This is a genomic window from Rhodococcus sp. NPDC059969 (assembly GCF_042738325.1).
GTDB lineage: Bacteria > Actinomycetota > Actinomycetes > Mycobacteriales > Mycobacteriaceae > Rhodococcus_F.
Window position 1 is genome coordinate 124921 of the sequence record NZ_JBHWUF010000012.1, and the last position, 26163, is coordinate 151083.

Here is a 26163-nt window from a genome sequence, read left to right on the forward strand (position 1 = left end):
AAGATCAGGCGAGTTTCTGCCAGAGGAACTCGTAGGTCAGCGCAGTCTTGAAGGCCAGCTGAGCATTGTCCGCGGCGCCGCCGTGGCCACCCTCGATGTTCTCGAAATACAGCACCGGCTTGCCGACCTCTTCCAGCTTTGCAGCCATCTTGCGGGCATGCGCGGGGTGGACGCGGTCGTCGCGGGTGGACGTCGCGATCAGGATCGGTGGGTACGACGCGGCGGCGTCGATGTTCTGATACGGCGAGTACTCCGAGATGAATGCCCACTCCTCCGGGACATCGGGGTCACCGTATTCGGCCATCCACGAAGCGCCGGCCAGCAGGAGATGGAATCGGCGCATGTCCAGCAGCGGGACCTGACAGACGATGGCGCCGAAGAGCTCGGGGTACTTGGTCAGCATGATGCCCATCAGCAGGCCGCCGTTGCTACCGCCCTGAGCTGCCAGAAGATCCGGGGTCGTGATTCCGCGATCGACGAGGTCTCTCGCGACGGCAGCGAAGTCTTCGTGCACCTTGTGGCGCCCGGCCTTGAGAACCTGTGTGTGCCAACCGGGTCCGTACTCGCCGCCACCGCGAATATTCGCAACCACATAGGTTCCGCCCTGCGTCAGCCAGGCGCGGCCCAGAGAACCGCTGTAGGACGGTGTCAGCGAGATCTCGAATCCGCCGTACCCGTAGAGCAGGGTGGGGCCGGGCTCGCTACGCGGACTGCGCACCACGAAGTACGGAACCTGGGTGCCGTCGGCAGAGGTGGCGAAGAACTGCTCCGTGGTGATGCCCTCGGCGTCGAAGAACGAGGGAGCCTGCTTGAGGGCAGTGGGTTCGGTTTCGCCGATCACGCCGTGCAAAAGAGTTGCAGGGGAGGTGTATCCACTCGAATTGACGAAGTACTCGTTGCTGACATCAGGGTCGGTGTCGAGAATTTCGATACTGGTCAGTTCTGGAAGCCCGTCGAAAGGCCGGTCCTCCCAGCCATTTTCGCCCGGTGTCAGGATGCGCAGCGTGGTGCGGACGTCGGTCAGGACCACGAGAATCAGATGATCGCGTGTCCAGGTGTAGTGCTCGAGTGAGGAATGTGCGTCGGGTTGGAAGATCGATGTCAGTGCTCGTGAGCCGGCAAGGAAATCGTCGTAGCGGATGGCAAGCAGTGCGCCGGTCGGATATTCAGTGCCCTCGACTACCCACACGGATTTGGTGCGGATCAACAACCACTCGTGGTGAATCGAGATCCCGGCATCCTCGGGGACGTCCACGAGCACCAGTTCACCGTCGGGGCGAACTTCGAAATGCTGAGAGTTGTAGAAATCGACCGAGCGAGTGACGAAGTCCCGTTCGAACCCGGGCGTCGGATCGTGCGAAGCCGAGATGGCCACGTCCGTGGCCTGGCCCTCGTAGACGGTCTCGGCGCTGGAGAGGGGAGTGCCGCGCTTCCACCGCTGGGCCAGACGGGGATATCCGGAATCGGTGAGCGACCCCGGTCCGATATCCGTTCCGACGTAGACGGTATCGATGTCGATCCAGTCGATGTCGGTCTTGGCCTCGGGAAGGTAGAAGCCGGGATTCTCGCCCTCGGGAGCGAGGAACTCGCGCTTGTCGATGTCGAACTCGCGAACGACCGCCGCGTCTGCCCCGCCGCGGGAGAGGCTGATCAATGCACGGTTGCGGTGTGGGCGCAGAAGTTGTGTGCCCTTCCAGACCCAGTTCTCGCCCTCGGCCTCGGCCAGGGCGTCGAGGTCGACGAGGACGTCCCATTCCGGGTCGTCGGTGACGTACTGATCGAACGTCGTGCGTCGCCACAATCCGCGAACGTGGGTGCTGTCTCGCCAGAAGTTGTAGAGGAACTCACCGCGACGGCGAACGTAGGGGATTCGCGCGTCTGTATCGAGGATCTCGCGCACGTCGCTTTGCAGTCGACCGAAGCGTTCGTTGTCGGTGAGCTGCGCCTCGGTCACGGCATTGTGCTGACGGACCCAATCGAGTGCAGACTCACCCGTCACGTCTTCGAGCCAGAGGTAGGGGTCGTCGCCGGTGGTGGACTGCGGATCGGAAGTCATACGTCCATTCTTACTGCTCACTCCCGACAGCACTCGACCCCGCTCCCGAAACACCGGAGCGGGGTCGAGTACGAATCGAGTCAGACGCCCAGGGAGTGAGCGAGCATCGGCCAGGAGTTGTGGAGATCGTCCTGCCAGTAGCCCCACGAGTGGGTGCCTGTCGGCTTGAAGTCGAAGGTGGCCGGGATCTTCAGGTCGCTCAGGCGGTAGGCGAGGTTGTGGGTGCAGTAGTTGACCGCTGCCTCGATAACGCCGCCGACGATCGCCTGGTTGGCGAGCGCACCGACCTGACCGTTGATCGCGGGATTGGCGAGAGTGTCGTGTGGGCCGGGGAGTCCCGAGCCGGTGGAGACGTAGAGCTCGGTGCCGCGGAGCTTCTCGGCGTTGAGGACCGGATCGTTGTCCTTCCAGCCCTGTCCGTCGAGCGGGCCCCACATGTTGGTGATGTCGGCTCCACCGCGGGTACCTGTGACAAGTTCGATCGCACTCTGACCGACGGGAGTACTGGTCTCGGCGCATCCACTGTACGCGCCGACGCCCTTGTAGAGGCCGGGAGCCGCGATGGCGAGGTTGAGGACCGACGTGGCGGTCATGGAGATCGCGGAGATCGACTGGACCTTGTTGGTATTGAACTCGGCGTCGATGACGGGCGGGAGTTCCTTGGTCAGGAACGTCTGCCACTTCTGGCGACCGAGAACCGGATCGTCGTTCACCCAGTCGGTGTAGTAGCTGAATGCGCCTTCGAGTGGAGTGACGACGTTGACGTTCTTGTCCTGGAAGAAGTTCATGACGTCGGTCTTGCGTTGCCAGGTCGCCGAGTCTTCGCCGCCGCCTGCACCGTTGAGCAGGTAGAGCGTCGGGCGGGGTTCGCTGCCATCCGCTGGGAGGATGACCTCGAGCGGGATGTTGCGATCCATCGCCGGGGAGAAGACCGAGATGGTGACCTTGCGGTCGCCGGTCTTGGTGTTGCTCACGACGTGCGATCCGGACGTGTCACCGCCCGCAGATGCCGTCGCCGGACTGACCAGCATCGGCAGCACCGTGGCCACTGCGAGAGCTGCGATCACACTGCCACGCTTGAAAATTCGAGCACGCATACGTTCGGATCCTCCACCTGAATGTCTTCGGATCCGGAGCGGATCGAAGTGCCTGTGAGCCCTTACTGGAACAGGTTCACTTTTGTTATGTGTCAGTAAAGCAGAGCGGGCGCAGAAAGTGACGCGATTTGCTTGCCTGACAATTGAATTGGCCCCCGAAATAACCCTCGAATTAACCCTCGAACTGGCCCTGAAAAGAACTCGACCCCGCTCCCGGAAGTGCGGGGAGCGGGGTCGAGCTGAAACGATTTGGGTCAGATGCCCATCGAGCGAGCGAGCATCGGCCAGGAGTTGTGGAGATCGTCTTCCCAGTAGCCCCACGAGTGGGTGCCGGTCGGCTTGAAGTCGAAGGTGGCCGGGATCTTGAGATCGTTGAGGCGGTAGGCGAGGTTGTGGGTGCAGTAGTTGACTGCTGCCTCGATGATGCCGCCGACGATCACCTGGTTGGCGAGTGTGCCGACCTGTCCGTTGATCGCCTCGTTGTTCAGGGTGTCGTGCGGGCCGGGGAGTCCGGAGCCGGTGGAGATGAAGAGTTCGGTGCCGCGGAGCTTCTCGGCGTTGACGACGGGGTCGTTGTCGATCCAGCCCTGGCCGTCGAGGGGGCCCCACATGTTGGTCACGTCAGCGTCGCCGCGCATGCCCACAACCAGTTCGATGGAGGACTGGCCGACCGGTGTGCTGGTCTCGGCGCATCCGCTGTATGCACCGACGCCCTTGTAGAGGCCCGGTGCTGCGATGGCGAGGTTGAGGACCGAGGTCGCGGTCATGGAGATGGCGGAGATCGACTGGACGCCGTTGGTGTTGAACTCGGCGTCGATGACGGGCGGGAGTTCCTGGGTCAGGAACGTCTGCCACTTCTGACGGCCGAGGGACGGGTCGTCGTTCACCCAGTCGGTGTAGTAGCTGAATGCACCTTCGAGCGGGGTGACGACGTTGACGTTCTTGTCAGCGAAGAACTCGTTGACGTCGGTCTGACGCTGCCACGTCGCCCGGTCTTCGCCGCCGCCTGCACCGTTGAGCAGGTAGAGCGTCGGGCGGGGTTCGCTGCCGTCTGCTGGGAGGATGACCTCGAGCGGAATGTCGCGTCCCATGGAAGGTGAGTACACCTTGATGGTGGCGATGCGCCCGTTGTCCGTGCGGCTCGAGAGCTTGGAACCCGTTGTGTTTGCCTTGGCAACAGTTGCCGTGGTGGTCGACGGATCTCCGCCTGCGGACGACACTGCAGGGCTGATCAGCATCGGCAGCACGGATACTGCGGCTACAGCGGCGACCAGACGGCCACGCTTGAAAGTGCGAGCACGCATACGTTCAGAAACCTCCACCTAAAATTCCTTCGAATCCGCCCAGGAGTGAACGGTCCTTTGTTGCTGTTCCCGTACGGGAATTCATGCTGGGTACATGCTCTGTCGATAGGTACAGGGCGTGTGAGTCTTGTAAGTTCTACCGCATCGGTGCGTTATCCGCCAGTGAACCAGAGATTTGCTGAACGTACGACCAGTTTCAGGTGAATTTCCCTGATCATCGACGGGATTAGTGAGTGAACCGGACATATCCACTATGGGAACAACATTGTTGCCTACCTCTGCAGTCGAACGCGTCTGTCGAAGATCTTCTCCGATATCAGCGCCCAGCGGGGAGTTACGTTTCGGTGAACGTCGGTTACTCGCCGCAGACTCGCGCGGACTCGACGGCAATCGCCAAGAGTTTCGCGTGGCAGGCACGGGTCGAGTTCCCGGAGATAACCCCTGTCTTCACCGTCGACGGCGTCGTCGAGATTCAGGAGTCCGGCGGAATCGCCCTGGCCTTCGACCTGGAGGACTCGAATCCGCTGGAGGGAGACCTGGCCAACGTCTCGTACTTCTACGACCTCGGAGTCCGCTCGATGTTGCCGACGTATAACTACATGAACGCTGCCGGCTGCGGCTGCTTGGACCTGGCGGACACGGGGTTGAGTGGATACGGCCGTGACCTGGTTGCCGAGATGAATCGCGTCGGAATGGGGGTCGACGGCTCACATTGTTCGGTACAGACGGGGTTGGACATCTCAGCTATCACCCAGCGAGCAATGATCTACAGCCACTCGAACCTCCGAAGGTTGTGGGAGCATCCGCGCAACATCACCGACGATCAGGCCAGAGCGTGTGCGGAGACCGGCGGCGTCATCGGGATCAACGGCGTCGGCATTTTCCTCGGCGTCAACGGACCGGATGACGACCAGGCTCGGCTGTCCGCGATGGCCGACCACATCGAAGAGGCTGTGGGACTCGTCGGCATCGATCATGTCGGGATCGGCTCCGACTTCTCCTTCGACGCCGACGACTTCCGCGAAGAGATCGAGCAGAACCCGTCGTCGTTCTCCGAGGCGTACACCGCGTGGGGGCCACTGCAGTGGACTCCTCCGGAGGACGTGCTGACACTTGATCAGGTATTGCGTGAGCGGGGCTTCGACGAGCCGTCGATCGAGGCCGTGTACGGCGGAAATTTCGCCCGAGTTGCCCGAGAAGTGTGGGCTACCGACGGGTAATGCGACCATCTGGGGACAGCGAAACGATGCAGGACTACCCTGGTGAATCGTGACCTCACACTATGACGTCGTTGTCCTCGGAGCCGGCCCCGGTGGGTACGTCGCTGCTATCCGCGCGGCACAACTGGGCCTGAGCACCGCCATCATCGAGCAGAAGTACTGGGGCGGTGTATGCCTGAATGTCGGCTGCATTCCGTCCAAGGCGCTTCTCCGTAACGCCGAACTCGCGCATATCTTCACGAAAGAAGCGAAGACGTTCGGCATGTCCGGAGACGTGTCCTTCGATTTCGGCTCCGCTTTCGATCGCAGCCGCAAGGTCGCGGACGGGCGAGTCAAGGGCATTCACTTCTTGATGAAGAAGAACAAGATCCCGGAGTACGACGGCAAGGGCACGTTCGTCGACGCCAACACCATCAGCGTGGAGCTGAGCAAGGGCGGCACCGAGACGATCACGTTCGACAACGCGATCATCGCGACCGGTTCGTACACCAAGCTGCTGCCCGGCACCTCGCTGAGCGAGAACGTCGTGACCTACGAAGAGCAGATCCTCACCCGTGACCTTCCGGGTTCGATCCTCATCGTCGGTGCCGGCGCGATCGGCATGGAGTTCGGTTACGTCCTCAAGAACTACGGCGTCGACGTCACGATCGTCGAGTTCCTCGATCGGGCACTGCCCAACGAGGACGCCGACGTCTCGAAGGAAATCGCCAAGCAGTACAAGAAGCTCGGCGTCACCATCAAGACCGGTGCCGCTGTGCAGTCCATCAGCGACGACGGCAGCAAGGTCACCGTCTCGATCAAGGACAACAAGTCCGGCGAGATCGAGACCGTGGTCGTCGACAAGGTTCTGCAGTCTGTCGGCTTCGCACCGCGTGTGGAGGGCTTCGGTCTCGAGAACACCGGTGTCGCGTTGACCGATCGCGGCGCCATCGCGATCGACGATTACATGCGCACCAACGTCCCGCACATCTTCGCCATCGGTGACGTCACCGCCAAGCTGCAGCTCGCGCACGTCGCAGAAGCTCAGGCTGTCGTCGCTGCCGAGACCATCGGCGGCGCGGAGACGCAGACACTCGGTGACTACCGGATGATGCCGCGTGCGACGTTCTGCCAGCCGCAGGTCGCCTCTTTCGGTTTGACCGAGGAGCAGGCCAAGGCCGAGGGCTACGACGTCAAGGTCGCGAACTTCCCGTTCGCTGCCAACGGCAAGGCACACGGTCTCGGTGACCCGACCGGTTTCGTCAAGCTGATCGCCGACAAGAAGTACGGCGAACTGCTCGGCGGGCACCTCATCGGACCGGACGTTTCGGAACTGCTGCCTGAGCTGACCTTGGCCCAGAAGTGGGACCTCACGGTCAACGAGTTGGCACGCAACGTCCACACCCACCCCACGCTCAGTGAGGCACTGCAGGAAGCGATCCACGGCCTCGCCGGCCACATGATCAACTTCTGACGGCAGGGCCTTCGGCCCCGTGCGCCTTTTCGGTAGTTCGCTCTACCGGAAAGACGCACGGGGTTTTTCGTCTTTTGTGTCGAGTTGTGTTGCGAAACCGCCATCTGAGGCCTTCGAGTCGGGGTGTAGGCGCGCAACGCATTAGCGTCCCGAGTCGACCATCCGGCTTTCGAAGGACCACTCATGAAAACTCGTTCCGTACTGCTCGCGGCTTGCGTCGCGCTGACGCTCTCCGCCTGTGGAACCTCAGGTGACTCCGGATCGGACGCCGAAGCTTCGGGTGCCGCCGAGGCGGGGGCGTTCCCCGTGACCGTCGACCACGCCTACGGTTCGACGACGATCGACGCGGAGCCTATGCGCATCGTGACCATCGGATGGAGTGGCCAGGATTCGGTGATCGCACTGAACAAGGTTCCGGTCGCCATGGAGAGCTTCTCCGGCGACGGCATCGAGAACAACATCCTGCCCTGGGACGCTTCGCGTCTGAACGGTGCCAAGCCTGTTCTCATGACGACCAATCCCGATATCCCGTTCGAGCAGATCCTCGGGCTCGATCCCGACGTGATCCTCGCCGTCTACTCCGGCATCGACGAGGGCGAGTACAAGCGCCTCAGTGACATCGCGCCGACCGTCGCGTTCCCCGACCAGCCGTGGGATACGGCGTGGGACAAGCAGATGAGCATGATCGGCGCAGCGCTCGGACAGCCGGCGCAGGCTCAGACGCTGATCGACGAGACCGGGGCGTACTTCGAGAAGCAGGCCGCTGATCACCCGCAGTTCCAAGGCAAAACCGCCACGTATGCAATGCGCACCGACGAGGGCCTGATCGTCTTCTGCGGCACCGACCCGCGGATCCGTCTTCTCGGCCAGCTCGGGGTGAAGACCTCGCCCGGTGTCGACGCAGTGTGCACTTCCGGCGACAGTTCGGTGTCCGTGGGGATGGAATCGATCGACACACTCGACGCCGACGTCTTCATTCTCGTCGACGCCGACGGCACCAACCTGGACAAGCTCATGTCCTTCGGTCCGTTCGCGAACATGACCTCGGTGTCGAACGGCCGTCTGGTTCGCCTGGTCGGAATGGACTACGCGATGGCTACATCTGCTCCGACCGTGCTGAGCGTTCCTTACGCATTCGACGAGTTCATCGCTCAGCTCTCGGACAAGTTGAGCTGATCCCGAGCGTCGTACGACGCTTGTGACGCAACGATTTTCGGCACCTGCGACTCGAGTAGTTCGATCAGGGCCGTGATCTTTGCGGCGACGTCGGCGCCGAGTTCGGTCAGGCTGTATTCCACTTTGGGCGGGATGGTTTCGAGTACCTCACGGTGCACGAGGCCATCCCGCTCGAGTGTTTGCAGGGTCTGCGAGAGCATGCGCTCGCTGACTCCGTCGACGCGCCGGCGCAGGGCACTGAACCGGTACGGGCCCTCGTTCAATGCCGCCAGCGCGAGTGCGCCCCAGCGTCCGGTTGCATTCTGCAATGCCGCCCGAGAGTTGCACCCGCGAGCGAAGACGTCAGCCTCGAGCGTTGGGTCCACGACGTCGGCATTCGGATCAGGGGTCTGGGCAGCACGTGAAGGTGAGTCGGTGCTGGTCATGAACCCAGGCTACTACTGCACGATCCCATAGCGCTAACTCGACGTGTTGCACTTACGAAAAATAAGTGCATGATGGTTGCAGAACGCATTTACGCTTCAACCTGGATCGGGAGTTCGCATGAGCATTGCAGTCACCGGCGCAACCGGAAACCTCGGACAACTGGTAGTCGAGTCGTTGATCGAGCGGGGAACCGCCGCGTCCGACATCGTCGCAGTCGTCCGCAATCCACAGAAGGCGGAAAGCCTCGCCGCCCGCGGAGTAGTTATACGCCAAGCGGACTACGCCGATGCCTCGGCGTTGGAAACCGCATTGGCGGGCGTCGACAAGCTGGTGCTGATCTCGGGAAGTGAAGTGGGGTCACGGCTCGCGCAACACACCAACATCATCGACGCGGCGAAGGCTGCCGGCGTCGGATTCATCGCCTACACGAGCATCTTGAATGCTCAGGACACGCCGATGAAGCTTGCTGCCGAGCACAAGGCGACCGAGGACGTGCTCACTCGGAGCGGTATTCCGTTCGCACTGCTGCGCAACGGTTGGTACTGGGAGAACTTCACCAACGACCTGGCCGGTGTGATCGAACGCGGCGCACTCGTCGGTGCGGGAGCCGACGGAAAGATTGCCGCTGCAGCGCGGGCGGATTACGCCGACGCCGCCGCAGTAGTCGCGACCACCGATGGTCACGAGGGCGCCGTGTACGAGTTGGGCGGTGACGAGAGGCTCACCTACGCCGAATTTGCCGAGAAGATCAGCGAATTCGCGGGTAAGCCCGTCGTGTATCAGTTCGTGGACGAGCAGGCATACGAAGGCATTCTCGAGAGTGTCGGACTGCCCGCACCGGTTGCGCAGATCCTCGCAGATTCCGATGCTGCAATTGCCAAGGGGGCGTTGGACACCGAGTCGGGTGACCTGCAGAAGTTGATCGGACGCAGCAGCACTCCGGTGGCTGAGGTGTTGAAGCAGGCCTAACCTGCTGTGCGCCTTTATTAACCGCGGGCGGTTAATAAAGGCGCACAGGGGTCTACCCCATGTGGACTGCACCCTCGGCGGGCAGATCACCCTTCTTGGCGCGGACCAGTACCAGCACGACCGGTGCGATGATCGCCAACAGGATCGCCGCCCAACCGAATGCGGCAGAGTATCCGGATACCTCGGCGCCGAAGAAGTAGTCCGTCATCGAGGCGACGAAGTCCTGCACCGGCTGGGGGAGTAGCGCCAGTTGGTCACCGGTCGGGATGGTCGCGTTCGACATGTCGACGGGCATGCCTTCAGGCGGCGTCGGCATCGCGTTGTCTGCACTGAAGGCCGACTTGGCCGAAGCGTAGATCGTCGTGAACAGTGCGGTGCCGAGTGCGCCGCCGATCTGCAGGGTGGCGTTGACCAGGGCACTGGCAGCGCCGGCGTCGTGGTCGGGGACACCGATCAGTGCGAGGTTCTGCATCGGCACCATCAGCAGACCGAGTCCGAAGCCGAAGATCGCGAGGCCGGGGAACACGTGGGTCCAGTAGGAGCTGTGTACCTCGATCTGCGTGAGCATGAGCAGTCCTACCGCTGCCACCAGCGGGCCGGCGACCATGAGCGGCTTGGGGCCGATCTTGGTGGACAACTGCGCTGCGATGGTCGACGCCAAGACGATGAAGAATGCCATCGGCAGCGATCCGACGCCGGCCATGACCGGGCTGAATCCGAGCACGATCTGCAGGTAGAACGTCAGGTACAACGTGCCGCCGAGCAGGGCAGCGCCCACCAACATGGAGCCGATCAGAGCGGCGCCGCGATCGCGATGCCACGGAACACTCAGCGGCAGAAGCGGATTCTTGCTGCGGCTCTCGACGACCACGAAGATCGCGAGGAAGACCAGGCCCAGTGCGATGAACAGCAGAGTGTCTGCCTGGCCCCAGCCGTGCTCGGCGCGCGTGAATCCGTAGACCAGTGAGCCGAGGCCGAGCGCGATGAGAATCGCGCCGGGAAGGTCGTAGCTCGTGTCGCCGTGCGCCTTGGTTTCCTTGACGATCGGGACGGCTGCAGCGATGGCGATCAGCGCGATCGGGATGTTGACGAGCAGGCACCAGCGCCAGTCGACGTACTGCGTCAGCACTCCGCCGAGGAGCAGGCCGATGGCAGCGCCACCGCCGGAGATCGCGCCGTAGACGGCAAAAGCCTTGGCGCGCTCCTTCTCTCCGATGAAGGTGGTGGTGAGCATCGACAGCGCGGCGGGCGCGAGCAGTGCGGCGAAGACGCCCTGGCCGGCGCGGGCGATGAACAGTTCGATACCGCTCTGCGCGATGCCGCCGATGCCGGAGGCAACCGCGAAGCCCGCCATGCCGACGATGAAGGAGCGCTTGCGGCCCCAGTAGTCGGCGATACGTCCGCCGAGGAGCAGCAGCGCACCGAACGCCAGGGCGTACGACGTGACCACCCACGCGCGGTCCAGGTCACTGATGTCCAGTTCCTCCTGGGCCGCTGGTAGGGCGATGGAGACGATGGTGCCGTCGAGCACCACCATGAGTTGAGCGAACGCGACGATGCAGAGCACCAGCCAGCGACGTTGATGATTCGGATTCTCGGAGACAGCCGGGATCGGTGGCAGAGTGCCGCCGTCGACGTGGGACGTGGTGGTCATTGGAAAAAGGTATTCCAGCCTTCTCAGGTGAGTCAAACGAAATAGTTCGTTCGGTTACCATCATCACTATGGCTCCCACTGATGTGACCGCGACAAAACAGCGAATCCTCGACGCCGCGCAAGAAGAATTCGGCACCTACGGGCTTGCCGGTGCGCGCATCGATCGGATTGCAAAGAACGGAAACGCCAGCAAGGAGCGCCTCTACGCCTATTTCGGCGACAAGGTCGCGTTGTTCCACGCGGTGCTCGACGTCGACTTCGAGCAGGCAATGGAGTCTGTCGAGTTCACCGGTGAAGACATGCCCGCGCATGCCGTCGAACTGTTCGACGCGATGCTCGGCAAACCGCAGATTCAACGGATGATGATCTGGGGTCAACTGCAGGGTGAGGCGCCACGGATGAAGAAGCTGGCCGAGGAACATTCCAGTTGGGTTCCGCGAATGGCCACGATCCGCAAGGCGCAGGACGACGGCATCATCTCGAAGCACTGGGACCCCCAGGACCTGATCACGATGCTGTTCGGCCTCGTGTTCGGCTGGGTGGTGGCCCCCGGTGTGGCGGACAACCAGAACGTCGACGCCGACGAGATTGCGCGCCGCCGTGAAGTGGTGCGCGAGGCCGTCACTCGAATCTGCAAGCCCTAGCTGTCAGCGAGAGAGGTACGCGGCCCAACCGCCGTAGCCGGTGATGTCAGCTGCGCCATTTACGGCGTCATGAGTGCAGCTGAAACCGACAGTCGTTCTGCCGTCGGATAACTCGACGCTCGTGAGCGCCATCGGTGCAGGCAGTGCGGCGAGGAACGTTCCCAGCCCGGCCGGTGAGATTCGGAAGATCTCGCCGACGACCGGTGCACCAAGGCCGGGACCGCGGCGTACCAGGCCGGGCTTCGGTGGCGTCGTGTCGAGAGCGAAGAGTCGGTAGGCATCCGAGGTCGTGACGGTTTCGACGTACCGCGCGCCGAGGTCGACCAACTGTGTGTTGAGGGGTTGCCCGCGCAGGTGAGCGCCGAATACTGCGAGGTCGATTCCGGTATTGACGAGGGTGGGTGAAGGCACACCGCCGAGTCGCGCAGCGAGGTCGATGGCGATCTGGTCGTCGAAAGCGGGTACGACGAACATGACGCCGAACGGGTGATCTTCGGCAGTGCGGTGTCCGGGCGCCGCGACGGCTGCCATGTCGAGCAGGTTGCAGAAGTTTGTGAAAGTTCCCATCCGGCGGTTGATTCCGAACGGATCCTCGGTCACGGCAGCGATGGTCGGATGTTCGGTGGTGGTGGGAAGCAGTAGGGCGTCGAACCCGGCGAGGAGTGCCCGGGCAGCGGCCTTGGCGCGGGTGAGAGCATCGAGATCGTCGACTAGCTGGTATCCGGTGGGGTGCTTCGCGCCGAGCACGATGTCGGACACCGCGGGATCTGCTCCGGCAGGACGAGTTTCGAGGAACTCGCCGGCAGCGGCGTACCGCTGCGCCACCACGGCGCCGTCGTAGAGCAATCGGGCCGCGTCGAGCAGTCCGGAGATGTCGACGGTCTCGGTCTCGGCGCCGCCGGCTACCAGAGCTGTCACAGTGTCCTGAAATGCTGCCAGATACGGCGGGCTAAGTTGAGCGAGATCCTCGATTCGGGGGACGGCGACGCGGGGATTCGGCGCCGCCGCGAGACGAACGTCGGAAGGCCAGACGCGGCTGCGGGGATCCCGAGGTTCGTGGCCCATCATGATTGCCGCTGCCGCGGTTGCCGATTCGAGGTCGCCCGCAAATGCCGTCAAAGCGTCGTAGTCGACGCAGGCGGGCACTACTCCGTGGGCTGGGATGACGCCGAGCGAGAGCTTGAGTCCGTAGATCCCGTGGAACGCTGCCGGCACCCGGCCCGAACCGGCAGTGTCGGTGCCGATTCCGATGTCTGCAATCCCCAGTGCGACAGCGACGGCGGATCCGGAACTACTACCACCCGAGATCAACTCTTCGTTCCAGGCGCAGCGAACGGCTCCGTACGGACTGCGCGTTCCGACCAGTCCGGTGGCGAACTGGTCCAGATTGGTCTTCCCCAGAACAACAGCCCCGTGCTCGATCAACCGCGCAACGGCACTGGCGGTTTCGTCCGGCGAATACGCGAATTCGGGGCACGCCGCTGTGGTCGACAGACCGACGACGTCGACGTTGTCCTTGACGGCGATCAGACTCCCGGCCAGGGGAAGCTGTTCGCCTGCGGCGAGTCTGGCCTCGACCGAGGCGGCGTCGGCAAGCACATCGTCCTTGCTGCGCAACGTGATCCAGACTTCGGGGCGATCGACCTCCTCGATCCGGTGGAAAGCCTGCTCGACCCGGGCTGTCGGGGTGAAAGCTTTTGCTGCGATGGTCATGGTGTGTACTGCTCCGATCAGTCCGTGATGTTGGCGAGTGAGAGCGCGGTGATCGCGCGGGTCACCCGGTCGAGGACGACGTCGAGAGACTCGCCGATGTGCTGGTGCAAAAGCGTGCGGGCCTCGGGCAGATTGCCGGCACGTAGTTCTTCGAGGATTCGAATGTGCTCCGCGATCGAGGTGTCGATGCGGCCGTTGACCATGAAGTCGTACATCCGAACGTGCCGGATACGGGAGTTCACGGACAGCAGTGACGCGACCAGTTCGTTGTTGCCCGACGCCCTCAGCACAGCGACGTGGAACTCCTCGTCCAGTTCGACGAACCCCGGCTCCTGAGCAGGCGGATCGAGAGCAAGGGCACGCCACCGCACTAACTCGTCGTCGAGGATTGTTCGATCGTGCCGGATCGTCGGATCGGCGATCGCGCGGGTAATTCCTTGCAGCTCCAGAGTGATTCGGAGTTCGTACAGATCTCGGATCCGCGGGATGCTCGGGCGCACGGCGGAGAACCCGTACTCTTCCCGGCGCAGGAGTCCATCGGCGCACAGCATCGTCAACGCTTCCCGTACTGGTGTGCGAGAAATGCCGAAACGCGTGGAGAGCTTCGGTTCCGTCAGGCGCTGATCGAACCCGATAGTCCCGTTGACCAGTTCGGTCCGTAGTTCCCGGTAGACCACCTCACGTAGTGGCTCCGGAGCCGTATTCATCCCTGTTGACATACCTGTATACGCTATTGATCAGGTGTTTCATCCAGGTGTCTTCGGGTTAGAGCTGAGTTACGGCCGCCGCGAACTTCAGGAGAAGTCGCGCTGAACCCGCAAGGTTCCGATCGTGGTGGCCAGGCCGTCGTACTGGGTGACCAGCAAGGTGAATTCGATCAACCGACGATCGTCGAGATGCTGTGAAAGCGTTCCCCACGTGGTGTCGGTGACGTCCTTGGTGGTGACAAGCTCGTCGACCGCAGTCAAGATCGCACGGTGACGCGGACTCAACTCGGAAGCGCCAGGTCCCTCGATGATTCGGGCCAGTTCTTCTGCGTCGATTCCGGCTTTGCGGCCGAGCCTTATGTGGTGATCCATCTCGTAACCGCAGTCCCGCAGGTGCGCGACTCGCAGGATGATCAGTTCGGTGTCGTGCCGAGAGATCTTGCCGCCGGGCATGAGTGAGCCGGAGTAGTGCAGCCAACCGCGGAAGAGTCCACCCGTGCGCCCCAATGTGCTGAACAGATGCGCATCGGGTGCTCCGGCAGCCTTCGACAGGACACGCCAGATTCCCCAGTTGATCGGACCGAGGTTCTTGAATCGGCCGGGCGGGATACGGGGGTTCATGCGACTCCACGCATATGAGAGGGACGGAGGTCGATAGCTCGTTGCGCGATGTGGCGAACCGCAGCGCTGCGACGGGGTGCATGTACGCGCGACTTTCGGCCGACGATACCGCGCTCGAACGCGTCGACGGCGTCAGCGACTGTCGTGGTGCCGACGCTGGCGAGGGTTCCGCGTGCTCCGTCGAACGACAGTGCGGTGGTATCGGTGTCGATGTCGCCGATGTACGCGACGCCCACCTTGGTGCCGAGGTGTTTCATTTCCAAGCGCAACGCGTCACCCAGCGCTTCGACGCCGGCGCGCGAAGCACCGAACGGTCCGCGAAACGGATGCTTGGCGGCGCCGTGAGCCGAGGCGACCACCAGGGCGTAACCGTTTTCGTGACTGATGTGCGGACCGGCTGCGCGCAGGGTGTAGTACGTGCCCATGAGATTGACTTCGACGGCGCGGCGCATGTCCGCAGGGTCGCCGCCGAGGATCGAGGAGTTCGCCTCGACGCCGGCATTGGCGACGACGACGTCGATGCCGCCCAGATTCTCGGCTATGTAGTCGACGCCGCGAGATACCTGCGCGAGGTCGGCGACATCGCACAATTGCCAGGGCGCGCGGCCACAGGAGGTGGCGACTTGTTCGAGAAGTTCCGGCTCGAGTCCGAGGAGCCCGACGGATGCACCGCGGTCGTAGAGGCGTCTGGCCAGCGAAGAACCGATATTGCGGGCGGCGCCGGTGATCAAGATGCGCCGACCCGTCAGGTCGTCCGCACCACTCTTGGCCGATTCGGCCTTGCCCGCCTCGCTCTTGCCCATTGCTGTGTCCCTACGCAGTGACCTTCTGGTCCTCCGACGCTAACACCGCCGGGTAGCTGCGACTGCAAGTACCGCCAACTCCGTCCGAATGGACGCTCAGACCGATGCGGCTTCGAGACGCGGATGTGACGCGGAAGCCTGTGTCGACCGCAATCGGCCGAAACGGATCACGGCAACGGCGGCGGCTACAACGGCGAGGATCACCAACGGCAGTGACGGACCCATCGTGGGTTCGATGACGACCAGCAGCACCGGTAGTCCGAATCCGAGATAGGTGCCGACGTAGAAGATCCCGGTCAACGCGCCCCGCGAGGCTGGGGGAGCCAGCGACTCGAGATCGAGCAGGCCCTCACGTAGGCACAGTCCGTAGGCCGTACCGAGGACGAGCGCGCAGACGATGAACAACCCGAGCGCGGGGCGTGCACCGCCGACCGCGACAAGAAGGTATCCGAGTGCCGCCAGTGCGGCGCCGACCGTGCCGGCCTGGGGACTCCAATTGCGATGACGCGCAGCGGTTTGAACCAGGATCCCGGCACCGAGAGTCAGCGCCGCCGCGAAACCCGGAAGGAGCGGTCCGGAGTAGCGGTCACCGAGCCTGGCCGTCATGGTCACGAAAGAGACTGTTGCACTGGCGAACACCCACGGAGCCAACGGAAGTGCCCAGAACAGTGCAACCTTCACGCCGGTTCCCGACTGCTTTGCAGGGTCGGGAACCGGCGTGAAGGTCGCAGCTTTGGTGGGAGCAGGAGTACGACTCCACACAGCCGCCGCGGCAACGGAACCCATCGACAAGACGGCCGAGACGATAAAGGGCGTGGCGAGCGGGAAAGCGGCAAATTCCGCCAACAGACCCGAAAACAGCGGTCCCAGTGCAAAACCCGAGGTAAGTACGGCGCCCGCCATGACGGTGCCGGACTTGCCACGAAGGTCGGCCGCCCACGCGGTACCGGCGCCGATCGCCAGACCGGCACCGATACCGACGACAAGGCGGCCGACCATGAGTCCCGGCGCGTCGTGCCAGAGAAGAAGAATCAAGGTTCCGAGCGAGGCTATGAGCGCACCGGGCAGGACAACGACAGCTCGACCGACGCGGTCCGACACAGCTCCACCGGTCAACAGGCCGGGCAGCAGCCCGAGCGCGTAGATGCCGAAAACACCGTCGAGCACGGTGTGCGAGAGGCCCTCGTCCACCCGGAGAACCGGGATGAGCGAGGCAAAGTGGTTGGCGGCCCAACCCGTCGAAAGCAGAACGGCCAGTACCGAGATGAACCCGCGACGGGAAGGATCGCCCATACCGGCAGCTTAGGCGGGCACCAGATCGCTCACGTCGGCGAGGAGTTCGAACGTGCGCAACCATGCCTCGCGGTTGGTGCCGGTCGACACCGTGATCAGCTCGTCGGCCTGCGCATGCTCGGTGAACTCGTCGAGGTAGGCGCGGACCTCCGTGGGCGTGCCGATGGCGCTGTACTTGGTCATCTGCAGAACCTGCTGACCGGCGGGGGAGTCGAGCAGCATGTCCGCCTCGTCGTCCGTGAACTTGCGTCCACGTCCGAGAAGGAGGCTGACGCGCGAACGCTTGGCCGCGAGGAAGTCCTGCTGAGCCTGCTCATGCGTGTCGGCGGCGATGACGTTGACGCCGGCGATGACGTACGGCTCTGCCAACTGCTCCGACGGCTTGAACTCGCGGCGGTAGATCGCAACGGCATCGCGCAGGGCGTTGGGAGCGAAGTGCGAGGCAAATGCATACGGCAGGCCGAGCATCGCGGCGAGCTTGGCTCCGAACAGTGACGATCCGAGAATGTAGAGCGGAACGTGAGTGCCCTTGCCGGGAACGGCGTTGATTCCGGGGACGCGTGAGGTGTCGCCGAGGTAGCCCTGAAGCTCGAGTACGTCCTGCGGGAAGCTGTCCGAAGAACTCGGGTCGCGTCGCAAAGCCTGCATCGTCTTCTGATCACTACCGGGTGCGCGGCCGAGCCCGAGATCGATACGACCCGGGTGCAGAGTCTCGAGGGTGCCGAACTGCTCGGCGATCGTCAGCGGCGCGTGGTTGGGGAGCATGATCCCACCGGCGCCGAGGCGGATTTTGCTGGTGTGCGCGGCGACGTGGCTGATCAGAACACTCGTAGCCGAAGACGCGATGGAACCCATGTTGTGGTGCTCGGCGTACCAGATTCGCTTGTAGCCCCACTCCTCGGCACGCTGCGCCAAGGTCACGCTGGCGTCGAAGCTGTCTTTGGCGGTTTCGTTGTCGCCGATGTGGGCGAGATCGAGGATGGAAAGTGGGACGGCCATGAATGTGGTGCCTTTCTCAGCGAATAGAACGCAAACGTCGTTGGAAGGTGCAACCATCTGGCCGGCTTTCCTATTTCCGAGAGCCTTCCCACCCTGAGCAAGTGCGATTTTCTGAGGGTCGGTGACTCCCGCTCGATCAGTTCCGTACAGCGTTGGCCATAGCGGCCAACGAGAGGGCCTGGCGGGCGCGGTCGAGGACAACCGTGCGAGAAATGTCGATGTGCGATACCAGTGCCTCGTGCGCTTGCGGAATCTTGCCGTCCAGAACCAGTTCGACGACGGAGATATGTTCCTCCACGGTGGCCTTCATACGGTCGGGAGTCAGGTAGTCGAACATCCGCACGGGGCGCAGCTTCGAGTTGACGGCCTGAAGAGCGTCGACCAGTGCGTGGTTGCCGGACGAGGCGAGGAGCGCAATGTGAAACTCCTCGTCGAGGGTCACGAAACCGGCGTCCGGCGACGGCGTCTGTTTGCGAAACGCGTACCACCGGTCCAGTTCGGAACCGAGCGCGTCTTTGTCATGGACGGGGGCTTCACCGTCGAGTACCCGCCGAAGCCCGTGCACCTCGAGGAGTACGCGCAGCTCGTAGAGGCCACCCAACTCGTCGAGGTGCGGTCGGTACGGAAAGAGGCCGTGTTCGTCGCGTTCGACGAGCCCGTCGGATTCCAACTTTGCGAGCGCCTCGCGGACCGGTGTTCGCGAGACGCCGTAGAGATGAGCCAACCGTTCCTCACCGAGTCGTTCGGATGGCGCGATCTGACCCGACATCAGATCGTTCCGGATCGAGCGGTAGACCTGCTCGCGCAGCGGCGGCCGCACACTCATGTCAGATTGCCATCGCTCGACGAACCGCGTCGGTGGACGTGGTGCCGCCCTCACCGGTCGAGGTCACGTGTCCGGCCGCGAGAATGCTGTAATGCTGCGCAGATTGGAGCGCGAAACCGATGTGTTGCTCCACGAGGAGGACACCGAGATCGCCTCGCTCGGTGAGTTCCATGACGGTCCTTTCGATTTCGGCGACCACATTGGGCTGAATGCCCTCGGTCGGCTCGTCCAGGATGAGGATCTTGGGTTCGGTGATCAGTGCGCGAGCGATGGCAAGCTGCTGTCGCTGCCCACCGGAGAGAAGCCCGGCCCGTCGATCGAGCAGCGTGGTGAGTGCCGGAAACAGATCCAATGCCTCTGCGATGAGTGCTTTTCCGCGTTTGCGCCCGTCGGCGACCACTCGAAGATTCTCGGCAGTTGTCAGTTGTCCGAACGACTGCTGACCCTGGGGTACGTAGGCAAGTCCGCGAGCGACACGGGCGCTGGGCCGCAGACCGGTGATGTCCTCACCGTTCAGAAGTACCTTTCCGCGTGTGGGTTTGATCAGTCCGACGGCGGCGCGCAGCAAGGTGGTTTTGCCCGCACCGTTGTGACCCATGACTGCCGCAACCCCGTCGCTGGGAACCAGTAGGGAAACGCCGTGGATCACTTCGGTACGTCCGTAGCCGGCGCGGATGTCGACGAGTTCGAGCATGATTCAGTCCTCCGGGGTCGGTTCGGTGTCGGCGCCGAGATCGGTTCCGGCAGCGGCTGTGCCGAGATAGACCTCTTGCACCTTGGGGTCGGCTTGGACCTCGGCCACGGTCCCTTCGGCGAGCACTTTCCCAGCGGCGAGCACCGTGACGGACGTGGCGAAGGATCGCATGAAGTCCATGTCGTGCTCGACGACGACGACGGTTCGCGCACCGCCGATGCGCCGCAGAAGGTTCCCGGTCTCCTCGCGCTCCTCGAGGCTCATACCTGCGACGGGCTCGTCGAGCAGAAGTACGGAACAGTTCTGTACCAACAACATTCCGATTTCCAGCCACTGCTTCTGGCCGTGCGCGAGAATGCCCGCGGGAGTGTCCCTGAGGTGCTCCAAACCGGTTGTCTCCAGTGCCTCTTCGATCTCGGGAAGCACACCTTTGCGTTTTCTGAGCAGGTTCCACGGTGATCGGCCGGCTCCGGCCGCGATGTCGAGGTTCTGCAGCACCGAGAGCTCTTCGAAGACGCTTGCCGTCTGGAAGGTTCGCCCGACGCCGAGGCGGGCGATCTTGTGAACCTTCTTGCCGAGCAGTTGCTCGCCGGACTTCGTGATGGAACCCGTCGCGGGAACGAGTCCGGTGATGGCGTCGACCAGCGTTGTCTTTCCAGCCCCGTTCGGGCCGATGAGAAACCTGAGGTCGCCCTGCATGAGGGTCAAGTCGACGCCGTCGACGGCCTTGAAACCGTCGAAGCTGACCGAAAGGTTCCGTACTTCGAGGTACTCGGACGACATTCCGGCGTTGCCGCCCAGTGCCGGTGTGGGTTCGCTGGTGGCGGTTGTGTTGGTCATGACGACACCTCCACTGGTTCGGGTTGGGAGACCTTGACCGGCGGGTCGGCCGGGGTCTCACGCTTCTTGCGGTGGCGCATCAGGGCGAACAATCCGGCCACACCTGCCGGGAAGAACCCGACCACGACGATGAACATCAACCCTTGTGCGTAGATCCATCCCGAAGGGAGTTTCTCCGAGAATGTCGACTGCGCCCAAGCGACGCCGATCGCACCGAGTACCGGACCCAGAAGCGTTGCGCGGCCACCGATCGCGACCCCGATGAGGAAGGCGATTGACGGAACGATCCCGACGTCGGCGGGGGAGATGATGCCCACGATCGGAACGAAAAGCGCGCCGGCGATACCGGCGAGGAACGCCGCGGTCACGTAGGCGACCAGTTTGATGTTCGCCGGATCGTATCCGAGGAAACGCACGCGCTCCTCTTGATCGCGGACCGCGACGAGCAGTTCGCCGTATCGGGAGTTCATCAGCTGGCGAATCAGAGCTACCGACGCGAGAAGAACTCCGGCGGCGATGAAGAACAACATCTGCTTGTTCGCCGGATCATTGAGGTTGAAACCGAAGAACGTGCGAAAGCGGTTGAGGCCGTTGCTGCCACCGATCGATTGTTGTCCGATCAAGAGGATCGCAAAAGCTGCGGCGAGTGCTTGCGAGAGGATTGCGAAGTACGCGCCCTTGACCCTCCGCTTGAACACGCCGAGTCCGAGGAGAAAGGCAACAGCGGCCGGCAGGAAAAGGATGGCGAAGATCGCCACGAATGGCGAGGCGAACGGTTGCCAGTATCCCGGCAGTTCGGTCTTGCCGGCGATGGACATGAAGTCCGGGACAGCGTCGCCCTTGAGTTCGGCATCGGCGATCTTGAGGTGCATCGCCATCACGTATGCGCCGATTCCGAAGAACACACCCTGGCCGAGCGTGAGCATTCCGCCTCTGCCCCAAGCCAAACCGATGCCGACAGCGACTATGGCGAAGCACAGGAATTTGGCCAACAGTGACAGCCTGAAGTCCGAGAGTACAGCCGGAGCGATGGCGAACAGCACGATCGCGGCGAGTGCAAAACCGCCCCACACCCGAATTCGGGAATTGTTCAGGATGCTCATACGAGGCTCCTCGTCTTGACTGCGAACAGGCCCTGTGGCCGGACTTGAAGGAAGACGACGATGATGACGAACACGATCACCTTCGCGATCGACGCCGTCGTCGAGTACTCGATGAACGAGTTCAAGATGCCGAGGGCGAAGGCTGCGATCACAGCTCCCTTCATCTGACCGAGACCGCCGACGACAACAACCAGGAAGGCGTCGATCAGATAGGACTGGCCGATGGTCGGACTGGTGGAACCGATGAGCGTCAACGCGACACCCGCTACGCCGGCGAGCCCGGATCCGAGGAAGAAGGTCGTGATGTCCGTACGACGAGAAGAAATTCCGCTCGTCTCGGCCAGATCGCGATTCTGTACGACGGCGCGGATGCGTCTACCCATCGACGACTGCTTCAGCGCGACCGAAAGCGCGATCACCGCAGCGATCGCCAATACCAAAATGAAGATGCGGGTCTTCGGGACCACGGCGCCGAAGATGTCGACCCCACCCGAAAGCCAAGTCGGTGCCGAAACATTGACTGCCGGCGCCCCGAAGATGTCTCGTGCCAACTGCTGAAGGATCAATCCGACGCCGAACGTCACCAACAGGGTGTCGAGGGGTCGGTGGTACATCCTCGAAACCAGGACCACTTCGAGCACGACACCCATCAGTCCGCCGACGACAAAACCGACGAGCAGAGAAATGATCAACGATCCCGTTGCATTCGAGATCACCTGCTGCACTACGTATGCGGTGTAAGAGCCGGCCATGATGAACTCGCCGTGTGCCATGTTGATGACACCCATCTGCCCGAACGTGAGAGACAATCCCAACGCTGCCAACAGGAGAATCGATCCGATACTCAAACCCGTGAACAACTGTCCGATCACAACATCCATGACAGACGCTCCACCTCTCTACTCGTCGATTCCGTCAACTCAGCCTTCCCTCGATCAGCTGCCGAGTCCCTCGATCAGCTGCCGAGTCCCTCGGACTGTTATCAACTGCCGAGTCCCTCGGCCCAGGGGTAGTTCTTCAAGTACGGATCCGGCTCGATCGGCTGTCCCGAATCCCAGACCGTGTAGATCAGTCCGTCGGAACGGATTTCGCCGATCCGAGCAGTCTTGGTGATGTGGTGGTTGTCGCCGTCGATGGTGACGAGTCCTTCGGGTGCCTGGAAGGTCACACCGTCGGCGTTGTCCTGAATATCCTTGACCGCAAACGAGTTGGCCTTCTCGACGGTGTTCTTCCAGAGGTAGACGGAGGTGTATGCCGCTTCCATCGGATCGGACGTGGGCTTGTCCTGGCCGAACTTCGCCTTGTACGCGGCGACGAACTTCTTGTTCTCGGGGGAGTCGATGGTCTGGTAGTAGTTCCACGCCGTCAGCTGGCCTTCGACGTTTTGGACACCGATACCACCGACCTCTTCTTCCGCGATGGAAACGGAGACGACAGGCATGTCGGCAGGCTTCAGGCCGACATTCGAGTACTCACGGAAGAACGCGACGTTGGAATCACCATTGAGTGTGTTGAACACGGCATCCGCGTCGGCGGTGCGCACCTTGTTCACGATGGTGGAGAAGTCGGTCGAGCCCAATGGCGTGTAGTCCTCACCCTTGATCTCGATGCCGTTCGCTGCCGCGTACGCCTTGATGATGCGGTTGGCGGTCTGCGGGAACACGTAGTCGCTGCCGACCAGATACAGCGACTTGACGCCCTTCTCCTTCAGGTAGTCCAGAGCCGGGATGATCTGCTGGTTGGTCGTTGCACCCGTGTAGAAGATGTTCTTGGAATCTTCGAGTCCCTCATACTGGACCGGGTAGTAGAGCAAAGAGTTGTTGTCCTCGAACACCGGCAGCATGGCCTTACGGCTCGAGGAGGTCCAGCCGCCGAAAACTGCTGCGACGCAATCGCTGCTGATCAGCTTCTCGGCCTTCTCGGCGAACACCGTCGGCTCCGACGCGCCGTCCTCTGCCACGATCTGAATCTTCTTGCCCAGCACACCGCCGGAATCGTTGATCTCCTGCACCGCCAACGAGATGGAGTCGCGGACCGTCACTTCACTGATGGCCATGGTGCCCGAGAGTGAATTCAGGGAACCGACCTTGATCGTGTCCCCCGAGGTGTCGACGCACGACGTAGCCGTCGAATCTCCCGCTGCGGTGTCTGTTGCCTTGCTTCCGCAGCCGGTGAGAACCAAGCCCAGCGCGGCGAGAGCGGCCGGCGCGGCAAGGGTGCGCTTCGAGAAGGTTCGCATGTACGGGCCTTTCGTGTCGATGGCTCTGGCAGACAATGGCTCTGACAGATCTGTATCCGGGGTGCGTATACAACGCTGTATTCGTCGAGTGCACAGAGTAGGTGGAAGTTGTTGCGGTGGAATGACTGTCGGTGACAAGTGTGTGTCCGGTGTTTCCATTCGATGTCCGGGACCTCACACCGCAGGTCAGCAGGGGTGCGGTGTTAGCATCGACGAGAAATCGATCAAGCACTCGCTTGACAATCGGAACGTCGGAAGGATCTTCTCGTGCGCTCGACCCGACGGGACGAAATACTCGCTCATGCGGCCAAGCTGTTCAGCGAGCGGGGAATCGCCGCGACGACGGTGCGCGACATCGCCGACGAAGTCGGGATCCTTTCCGGGAGCCTTTATCACTACTTCGACTCCAAGGATGCGATAGCAAACGAGATCGTCGTCCGGTTCCTCGAAGATCTCAACGTCCGGTACGAAAACTCGATCGAGCCGGAAGGTTCGGCTCGCGATCGCCTGGCCACCATGGTTTCGGTGTCGTTCGCCTCTGCGGTCGATCACCCGTATGCCACCGAGGTGTATCAGGGCGAGGCCATTCTTTCGTCGCAGCCGGCCGACGCTCCCATCACGGTCCTGGTGCAGAAGGCCCACAGTTACTGGCGATCGGCGATCGGGCGCGGAATTGCCGACGGGGAGTTTCGGGAGGACATCGATCCCGAGCAGTTTCACCGGCTCCTGCGTGAATCCGTCTGGTCCACCGTCGCGCAGTATCGCCCGCAGCTTTCCGAGTTGGCCGACGATCTGCAGCGCAATCTGATCTCGGTATTCCTGGACGGCTTCGCCGCACGTTCCGGCGACGGAGAGCCAGTGGCACGCGTTGCGCGGCGCACCGCGAAGAAGGATGCGCACACCGAATCTCCCGACTCTGAAATTGCCGAACTCCGCGCTGATGTTGATGAATTGAAGTCCGTCATTCGCGAACTCAGCTCCTCGATCCGGCACCTGCAGAAGCCGTAACACCGCAGTTCTTGCGCGTGTAGTTCGGATTTTGACTATCGGTGTGACCCAGTGCATACTTCTGTCCACAATCGTAAATCAAGCGCTTGTTTGATTTACCAAGCAGAGTTTGGACGGGAGTTCGATGTGAGACTCGGAAAGGCGATTGCCGTCTGCGCGGCAGTGGTACTCGGGGCGAGCGCGTGCGCATCTGCCGGTGTCATTCCCGAAGACACCATCGTCATCGGTTTGGACGAGGACTCGACCGGCCCCGGTGCGTCGTACAGCACGATCGCCGGCAAGACCGTACGGATGACCGTCGACCTGATCAACCAGGCGGGCGGAATCAACGGTAAGCAGGTCGAATTGGTTGTCGAGAACGACGAGAGCAGCCCCACCAAGACCCCGTCGATCATTCGGAAGTTGGTCGATCACGGATCCAGTGCGGTCATCCTCGCAACGGGCAGCGGGTCGGTCCTGCAAGCCAAGTCGATTCTCCAGCAGTCGAAGATTCCTGCGATAGCTCCGGTCGTTCTCAGCGACGCTTTTGCCTCGGCGCCCGACAACGACTACTCGTTCATGATTCCGAACTCGTTGAAGCAGTATGCCCAGGTGTACTGCGGGGCTTTCGAGAAGATGGGGTACAAATCCCTGGGAATTCTCGGTGACGCTAGTGCGTCCATCGACGGAATCATCAAGACCCTGCGGCCGGCGCTCGAGAAATGCGCGAGAGTGACGGCGGTCGAAAAGGCGCCGGTCGATGCCGCGGACATCACCGCGCAGGTGTCGCGTCTCGCGGAAACTGAACCGGACGCAATCCTGGTCGCCAGTATCGGCGGGCACTTCGAGATTCTCGCTCACAACACCCTGTCGAAAATCACCCCGCAGACGCAACGCTTCTCACTCGCTTCCATCGGAAACCAGCCTGCATCTTGGGCTTTGGCGGACCCGAAGGCGTTGAGCGGCATGGTGTACATGGGCTCACTGAGTGCGAACAACCCGAGAACCGCCGAACTGCGCAGCAAGGTGCAGGCGGTGAAGGGCCCTGATTATCAACTGACTGCCTACGACGCACAGGCGTACGACGCCGTCATGATGTTGGCAGAGGCCATCGAAATTGCCGGCGATCACCGAGATCGGACGGCCGTCCGTGATGCTCTTCAACAGGTTTCGGCACTTCCCGCCAGCTTCGGCCAGGACGGACTGACACTGTCGTTCTCCCCACAGGATCATCTGGCTCCGGACAGCCTCTGCGGACTGGTGCTCATCGAATTCGGTGAGGACAACAAGCCGGCCCATCCGTGGGATTCCTACCAACCCCCGTGCGGATAACCGAGGA

Annotated in this window: 24 protein-coding genes; 7 read left to right on the forward strand and 17 right to left on the reverse strand. The window is 62.4% G+C overall.

All coding sequences use genetic code 11. The annotated features are described in order from the left end of the window. Positions 1-4: 4 nt before the first annotated feature. The 3 genes from ACFWAD_RS26070 to ACFWAD_RS26080 all read right to left on the reverse strand — a co-directional run bounded on the left by ACFWAD_RS26070 (position 5) and on the right by ACFWAD_RS26080 (position 4457). Positions 5-2056, reverse strand: coding sequence for a prolyl oligopeptidase family protein (locus ACFWAD_RS26070; protein WP_378549076.1), 2052 nt, complete (start codon positions 2054-2056; stop codon positions 5-7). Positions 2057-2136: 80 nt separating this feature from the next. Next, a complete protein-coding gene (locus ACFWAD_RS26075) occupies positions 2137-3153 on the reverse strand; it encodes an alpha/beta hydrolase (protein WP_378549079.1) in 1017 nt (338 codons plus the stop codon). 254 nt (positions 3154-3407) lie between these two features. Next, the gene (locus ACFWAD_RS26080; RefSeq protein WP_283569216.1) at positions 3408-4457 is read right to left on the reverse strand and encodes an alpha/beta hydrolase family protein; all 1050 of its coding nucleotides are present in this window, start codon (positions 4455-4457) and stop codon (positions 3408-3410) included. Between the two features lie 233 nt (positions 4458-4690). On the opposite strand from ACFWAD_RS26080, the gene ACFWAD_RS26085 reads away from it, so the two are divergent. The 3 genes from ACFWAD_RS26085 (at position 4691) to ACFWAD_RS26095 (ending at position 8306) form a co-directional block, all read left to right on the forward strand. Further along, complete coding sequence (locus ACFWAD_RS26085; protein ID WP_378549082.1) at positions 4691-5677, forward strand: dipeptidase; 987 nt, start codon at positions 4691-4693, stop codon at positions 5675-5677. A 49-nt stretch (positions 5678-5726) separates the two neighbouring features. Next, positions 5727-7130, forward strand: a complete 1404-nt coding sequence (gene lpdA / locus ACFWAD_RS26090; protein WP_003941477.1) for a dihydrolipoyl dehydrogenase — start codon at positions 5727-5729, stop codon at positions 7128-7130. Positions 7131-7313: 183 nt separating this feature from the next. Further along, on the forward strand, positions 7314-8306 hold the full coding sequence (locus ACFWAD_RS26095; protein WP_378537403.1) for an iron-siderophore ABC transporter substrate-binding protein: 993 nt from the start codon (positions 7314-7316) through the stop codon (positions 8304-8306). Here ACFWAD_RS26095 and ACFWAD_RS26100 read toward each other — a convergent pair. Continuing rightward, positions 8282-8731, reverse strand: a complete 450-nt coding sequence (locus tag ACFWAD_RS26100) for a winged helix-turn-helix transcriptional regulator (RefSeq protein ID WP_378549085.1) — start codon at positions 8729-8731, stop codon at positions 8282-8284. The two genes, ACFWAD_RS26095 and ACFWAD_RS26100, sit on opposite strands and share 25 nt — an antisense overlap. Positions 8732-8849: 118 nt before the next feature. Between ACFWAD_RS26100 and ACFWAD_RS26105 the strand changes: the two genes are divergently transcribed. Further along, the gene (locus ACFWAD_RS26105) at positions 8850-9701 is read left to right on the forward strand and encodes an SDR family oxidoreductase (protein WP_378549088.1); all 852 of its coding nucleotides are present in this window, start codon (positions 8850-8852) and stop codon (positions 9699-9701) included. Positions 9702-9753: 52 nt separating this feature from the next. Here the strand turns inward: ACFWAD_RS26105 and ACFWAD_RS26110 are convergent, their stop codons facing one another. Continuing rightward, a complete protein-coding gene (locus ACFWAD_RS26110; RefSeq protein ID WP_378549091.1) occupies positions 9754-11355 on the reverse strand; it encodes an MFS transporter in 1602 nt (533 codons plus the stop codon). Between the two features lie 68 nt (positions 11356-11423). Between ACFWAD_RS26110 and ACFWAD_RS26115 the strand changes: the two genes are divergently transcribed. Then, positions 11424-11999, forward strand: coding sequence for a TetR family transcriptional regulator (locus ACFWAD_RS26115; RefSeq protein ID WP_378447068.1), 576 nt, complete (start codon positions 11424-11426; stop codon positions 11997-11999). Between the two features lie 3 nt (positions 12000-12002). Here ACFWAD_RS26115 and atzF read toward each other — a convergent pair whose 3' ends face one another. The 12 genes from atzF to urtA all read right to left on the reverse strand — a co-directional run bounded on the left by atzF (position 12003) and on the right by urtA (position 23837). After that, entirely contained in the window at positions 12003-13712 is a 1710-nt protein-coding gene (gene atzF, locus ACFWAD_RS26120; RefSeq protein ID WP_378549094.1) for an allophanate hydrolase, read from the reverse strand. A gap of 17 nt (positions 13713-13729) precedes the next feature. Next, the gene (locus tag ACFWAD_RS26125; protein WP_019744458.1) at positions 13730-14431 is read right to left on the reverse strand and encodes a GntR family transcriptional regulator; all 702 of its coding nucleotides are present in this window, start codon (positions 14429-14431) and stop codon (positions 13730-13732) included. 75 nt (positions 14432-14506) lie between these two features. After that, entirely contained in the window at positions 14507-15040 is a 534-nt protein-coding gene (locus tag ACFWAD_RS26130) for a carboxymuconolactone decarboxylase family protein (protein ID WP_378549097.1), read from the reverse strand. Further along, entirely contained in the window at positions 15037-15843 is an 807-nt protein-coding gene (locus ACFWAD_RS26135; RefSeq protein WP_378549100.1) for an SDR family NAD(P)-dependent oxidoreductase, read from the reverse strand. The genes ACFWAD_RS26130 and ACFWAD_RS26135 overlap by 4 nt, the downstream gene beginning before the upstream one ends. A gap of 96 nt (positions 15844-15939) precedes the next feature. Further along, a complete protein-coding gene (locus tag ACFWAD_RS26140) occupies positions 15940-17136 on the reverse strand; it encodes an MFS transporter (protein WP_378549103.1) in 1197 nt (398 codons plus the stop codon). A 9-nt stretch (positions 17137-17145) separates the two neighbouring features. Further along, positions 17146-18135, reverse strand: coding sequence for an LLM class flavin-dependent oxidoreductase (locus ACFWAD_RS26145; RefSeq protein ID WP_039973481.1), 990 nt, complete (start codon positions 18133-18135; stop codon positions 17146-17148). A 136-nt stretch (positions 18136-18271) separates the two neighbouring features. Beyond that, complete coding sequence (locus ACFWAD_RS26150) at positions 18272-18961, reverse strand: GntR family transcriptional regulator (protein ID WP_378549106.1); 690 nt, start codon at positions 18959-18961, stop codon at positions 18272-18274. 1 nt (position 18962) lies between these two features. Beyond that, positions 18963-19655, reverse strand: a complete 693-nt coding sequence (gene urtE, locus ACFWAD_RS26155) for an urea ABC transporter ATP-binding subunit UrtE (RefSeq protein ID WP_050656708.1) — start codon at positions 19653-19655, stop codon at positions 18963-18965. A 3-nt stretch (positions 19656-19658) separates the two neighbouring features. Continuing rightward, a complete protein-coding gene (gene urtD / locus ACFWAD_RS26160; protein ID WP_064688302.1) occupies positions 19659-20495 on the reverse strand; it encodes an urea ABC transporter ATP-binding protein UrtD in 837 nt (278 codons plus the stop codon). Beyond that, positions 20492-21598 carry an urea ABC transporter permease subunit UrtC gene (urtC, locus tag ACFWAD_RS26165; protein WP_021333894.1) on the reverse strand — a complete coding sequence of 369 codons (1107 nt, stop codon included), beginning with the start codon at positions 21596-21598 and terminating at the stop codon, positions 20492-20494. Before urtC ends, urtD begins: the two co-directional genes overlap by 4 nt. Beyond that, positions 21595-22479: an urea ABC transporter permease subunit UrtB gene (gene urtB / locus ACFWAD_RS26170; protein ID WP_095970422.1), complete on the reverse strand. Its 885-nt coding sequence runs from the start codon at positions 22477-22479 to the stop codon at positions 21595-21597. The genes urtC and urtB overlap by 4 nt, the downstream gene beginning before the upstream one ends. 101 nt (positions 22480-22580) lie before the next feature. After that, a complete protein-coding gene (urtA, locus tag ACFWAD_RS26175) occupies positions 22581-23837 on the reverse strand; it encodes an urea ABC transporter substrate-binding protein (RefSeq protein ID WP_230816876.1) in 1257 nt (418 codons plus the stop codon). Between the two features lie 267 nt (positions 23838-24104). Between urtA and ACFWAD_RS26180 the strand changes: the two genes are divergently transcribed. Together ACFWAD_RS26180 and ACFWAD_RS26185 are read left to right on the forward strand one after the other, a co-directional pair. After that, positions 24105-24845 (forward strand): TetR/AcrR family transcriptional regulator, encoded by a 741-nt coding sequence (locus ACFWAD_RS26180; RefSeq protein ID WP_378549109.1) that lies wholly within the window; start codon positions 24105-24107, stop codon positions 24843-24845. 126 nt (positions 24846-24971) lie between these two features. Further along, on the forward strand, positions 24972-26156 hold the full coding sequence (locus tag ACFWAD_RS26185; protein WP_378549112.1) for an ABC transporter substrate-binding protein: 1185 nt from the start codon (positions 24972-24974) through the stop codon (positions 26154-26156). The last annotated feature ends 7 nt before the right edge of the window (positions 26157-26163 follow it).

Coding starts and splice junctions, on each gene's coding strand:
- urtE (WP_050656708.1), bottom strand. CDS start 19,655: ATGCTCGAACTCGTCGACATCCGCGCCGGCTACGGACGTACCGAAGTG.
- ACFWAD_RS26150 (WP_378549106.1), bottom strand. CDS start 18,961: ATGAGTGTGCGGCCGCCGCTGCGCGAGCAGGTCTACCGCTCGATCCGG.
- ACFWAD_RS26100 (WP_378549085.1), bottom strand. CDS start 8,731: ATGACCAGCACCGACTCACCTTCACGTGCTGCCCAGACCCCTGATCCG.
- ACFWAD_RS26080 (WP_283569216.1), bottom strand. CDS start 4,457: ATGCGTGCTCGCACTTTCAAGCGTGGCCGTCTGGTCGCCGCTGTAGCC.
- ACFWAD_RS26075 (WP_378549079.1), bottom strand. CDS start 3,153: ATGCGTGCTCGAATTTTCAAGCGTGGCAGTGTGATCGCAGCTCTCGCA.
- ACFWAD_RS26140 (WP_378549103.1), bottom strand. CDS start 17,136: ATGGGCGATCCTTCCCGTCGCGGGTTCATCTCGGTACTGGCCGTTCTG.
- ACFWAD_RS26135 (WP_378549100.1), bottom strand. CDS start 15,843: ATGGGCAAGAGCGAGGCGGGCAAGGCCGAATCGGCCAAGAGTGGTGCG.
- ACFWAD_RS26130 (WP_378549097.1), bottom strand. CDS start 15,040: ATGAACCCCCGTATCCCGCCCGGCCGATTCAAGAACCTCGGTCCGATC.
- urtC (WP_021333894.1), bottom strand. CDS start 21,598: ATGAGCATCCTGAACAATTCCCGAATTCGGGTGTGGGGCGGTTTTGCA.
- urtB (WP_095970422.1), bottom strand. CDS start 22,479: ATGGATGTTGTGATCGGACAGTTGTTCACGGGTTTGAGTATCGGATCG.
- urtD (WP_064688302.1), bottom strand. CDS start 20,495: ATGACCAACACAACCGCCACCAGCGAACCCACACCGGCACTGGGCGGC.
- urtA (WP_230816876.1), bottom strand. CDS start 23,837: ATGCGAACCTTCTCGAAGCGCACCCTTGCCGCGCCGGCCGCTCTCGCC.
- ACFWAD_RS26095 (WP_378537403.1), top strand. CDS start 7,314: ATGAAAACTCGTTCCGTACTGCTCGCGGCTTGCGTCGCGCTGACGCTC.
- ACFWAD_RS26125 (WP_019744458.1), bottom strand. CDS start 14,431: ATGTCAACAGGGATGAATACGGCTCCGGAGCCACTACGTGAGGTGGTC.
- ACFWAD_RS26070 (WP_378549076.1), bottom strand. CDS start 2,056: ATGACTTCCGATCCGCAGTCCACCACCGGCGACGACCCCTACCTCTGG.
- ACFWAD_RS26105 (WP_378549088.1), top strand. CDS start 8,850: ATGAGCATTGCAGTCACCGGCGCAACCGGAAACCTCGGACAACTGGTA.
- ACFWAD_RS26145 (WP_039973481.1), bottom strand. CDS start 18,135: ATGGCCGTCCCACTTTCCATCCTCGATCTCGCCCACATCGGCGACAAC.
- atzF (WP_378549094.1), bottom strand. CDS start 13,712: ATGACCATCGCAGCAAAAGCTTTCACCCCGACAGCCCGGGTCGAGCAG.
- ACFWAD_RS26110 (WP_378549091.1), bottom strand. CDS start 11,355: ATGACCACCACGTCCCACGTCGACGGCGGCACTCTGCCACCGATCCCG.
- ACFWAD_RS26115 (WP_378447068.1), top strand. CDS start 11,424: ATGGCTCCCACTGATGTGACCGCGACAAAACAGCGAATCCTCGACGCC.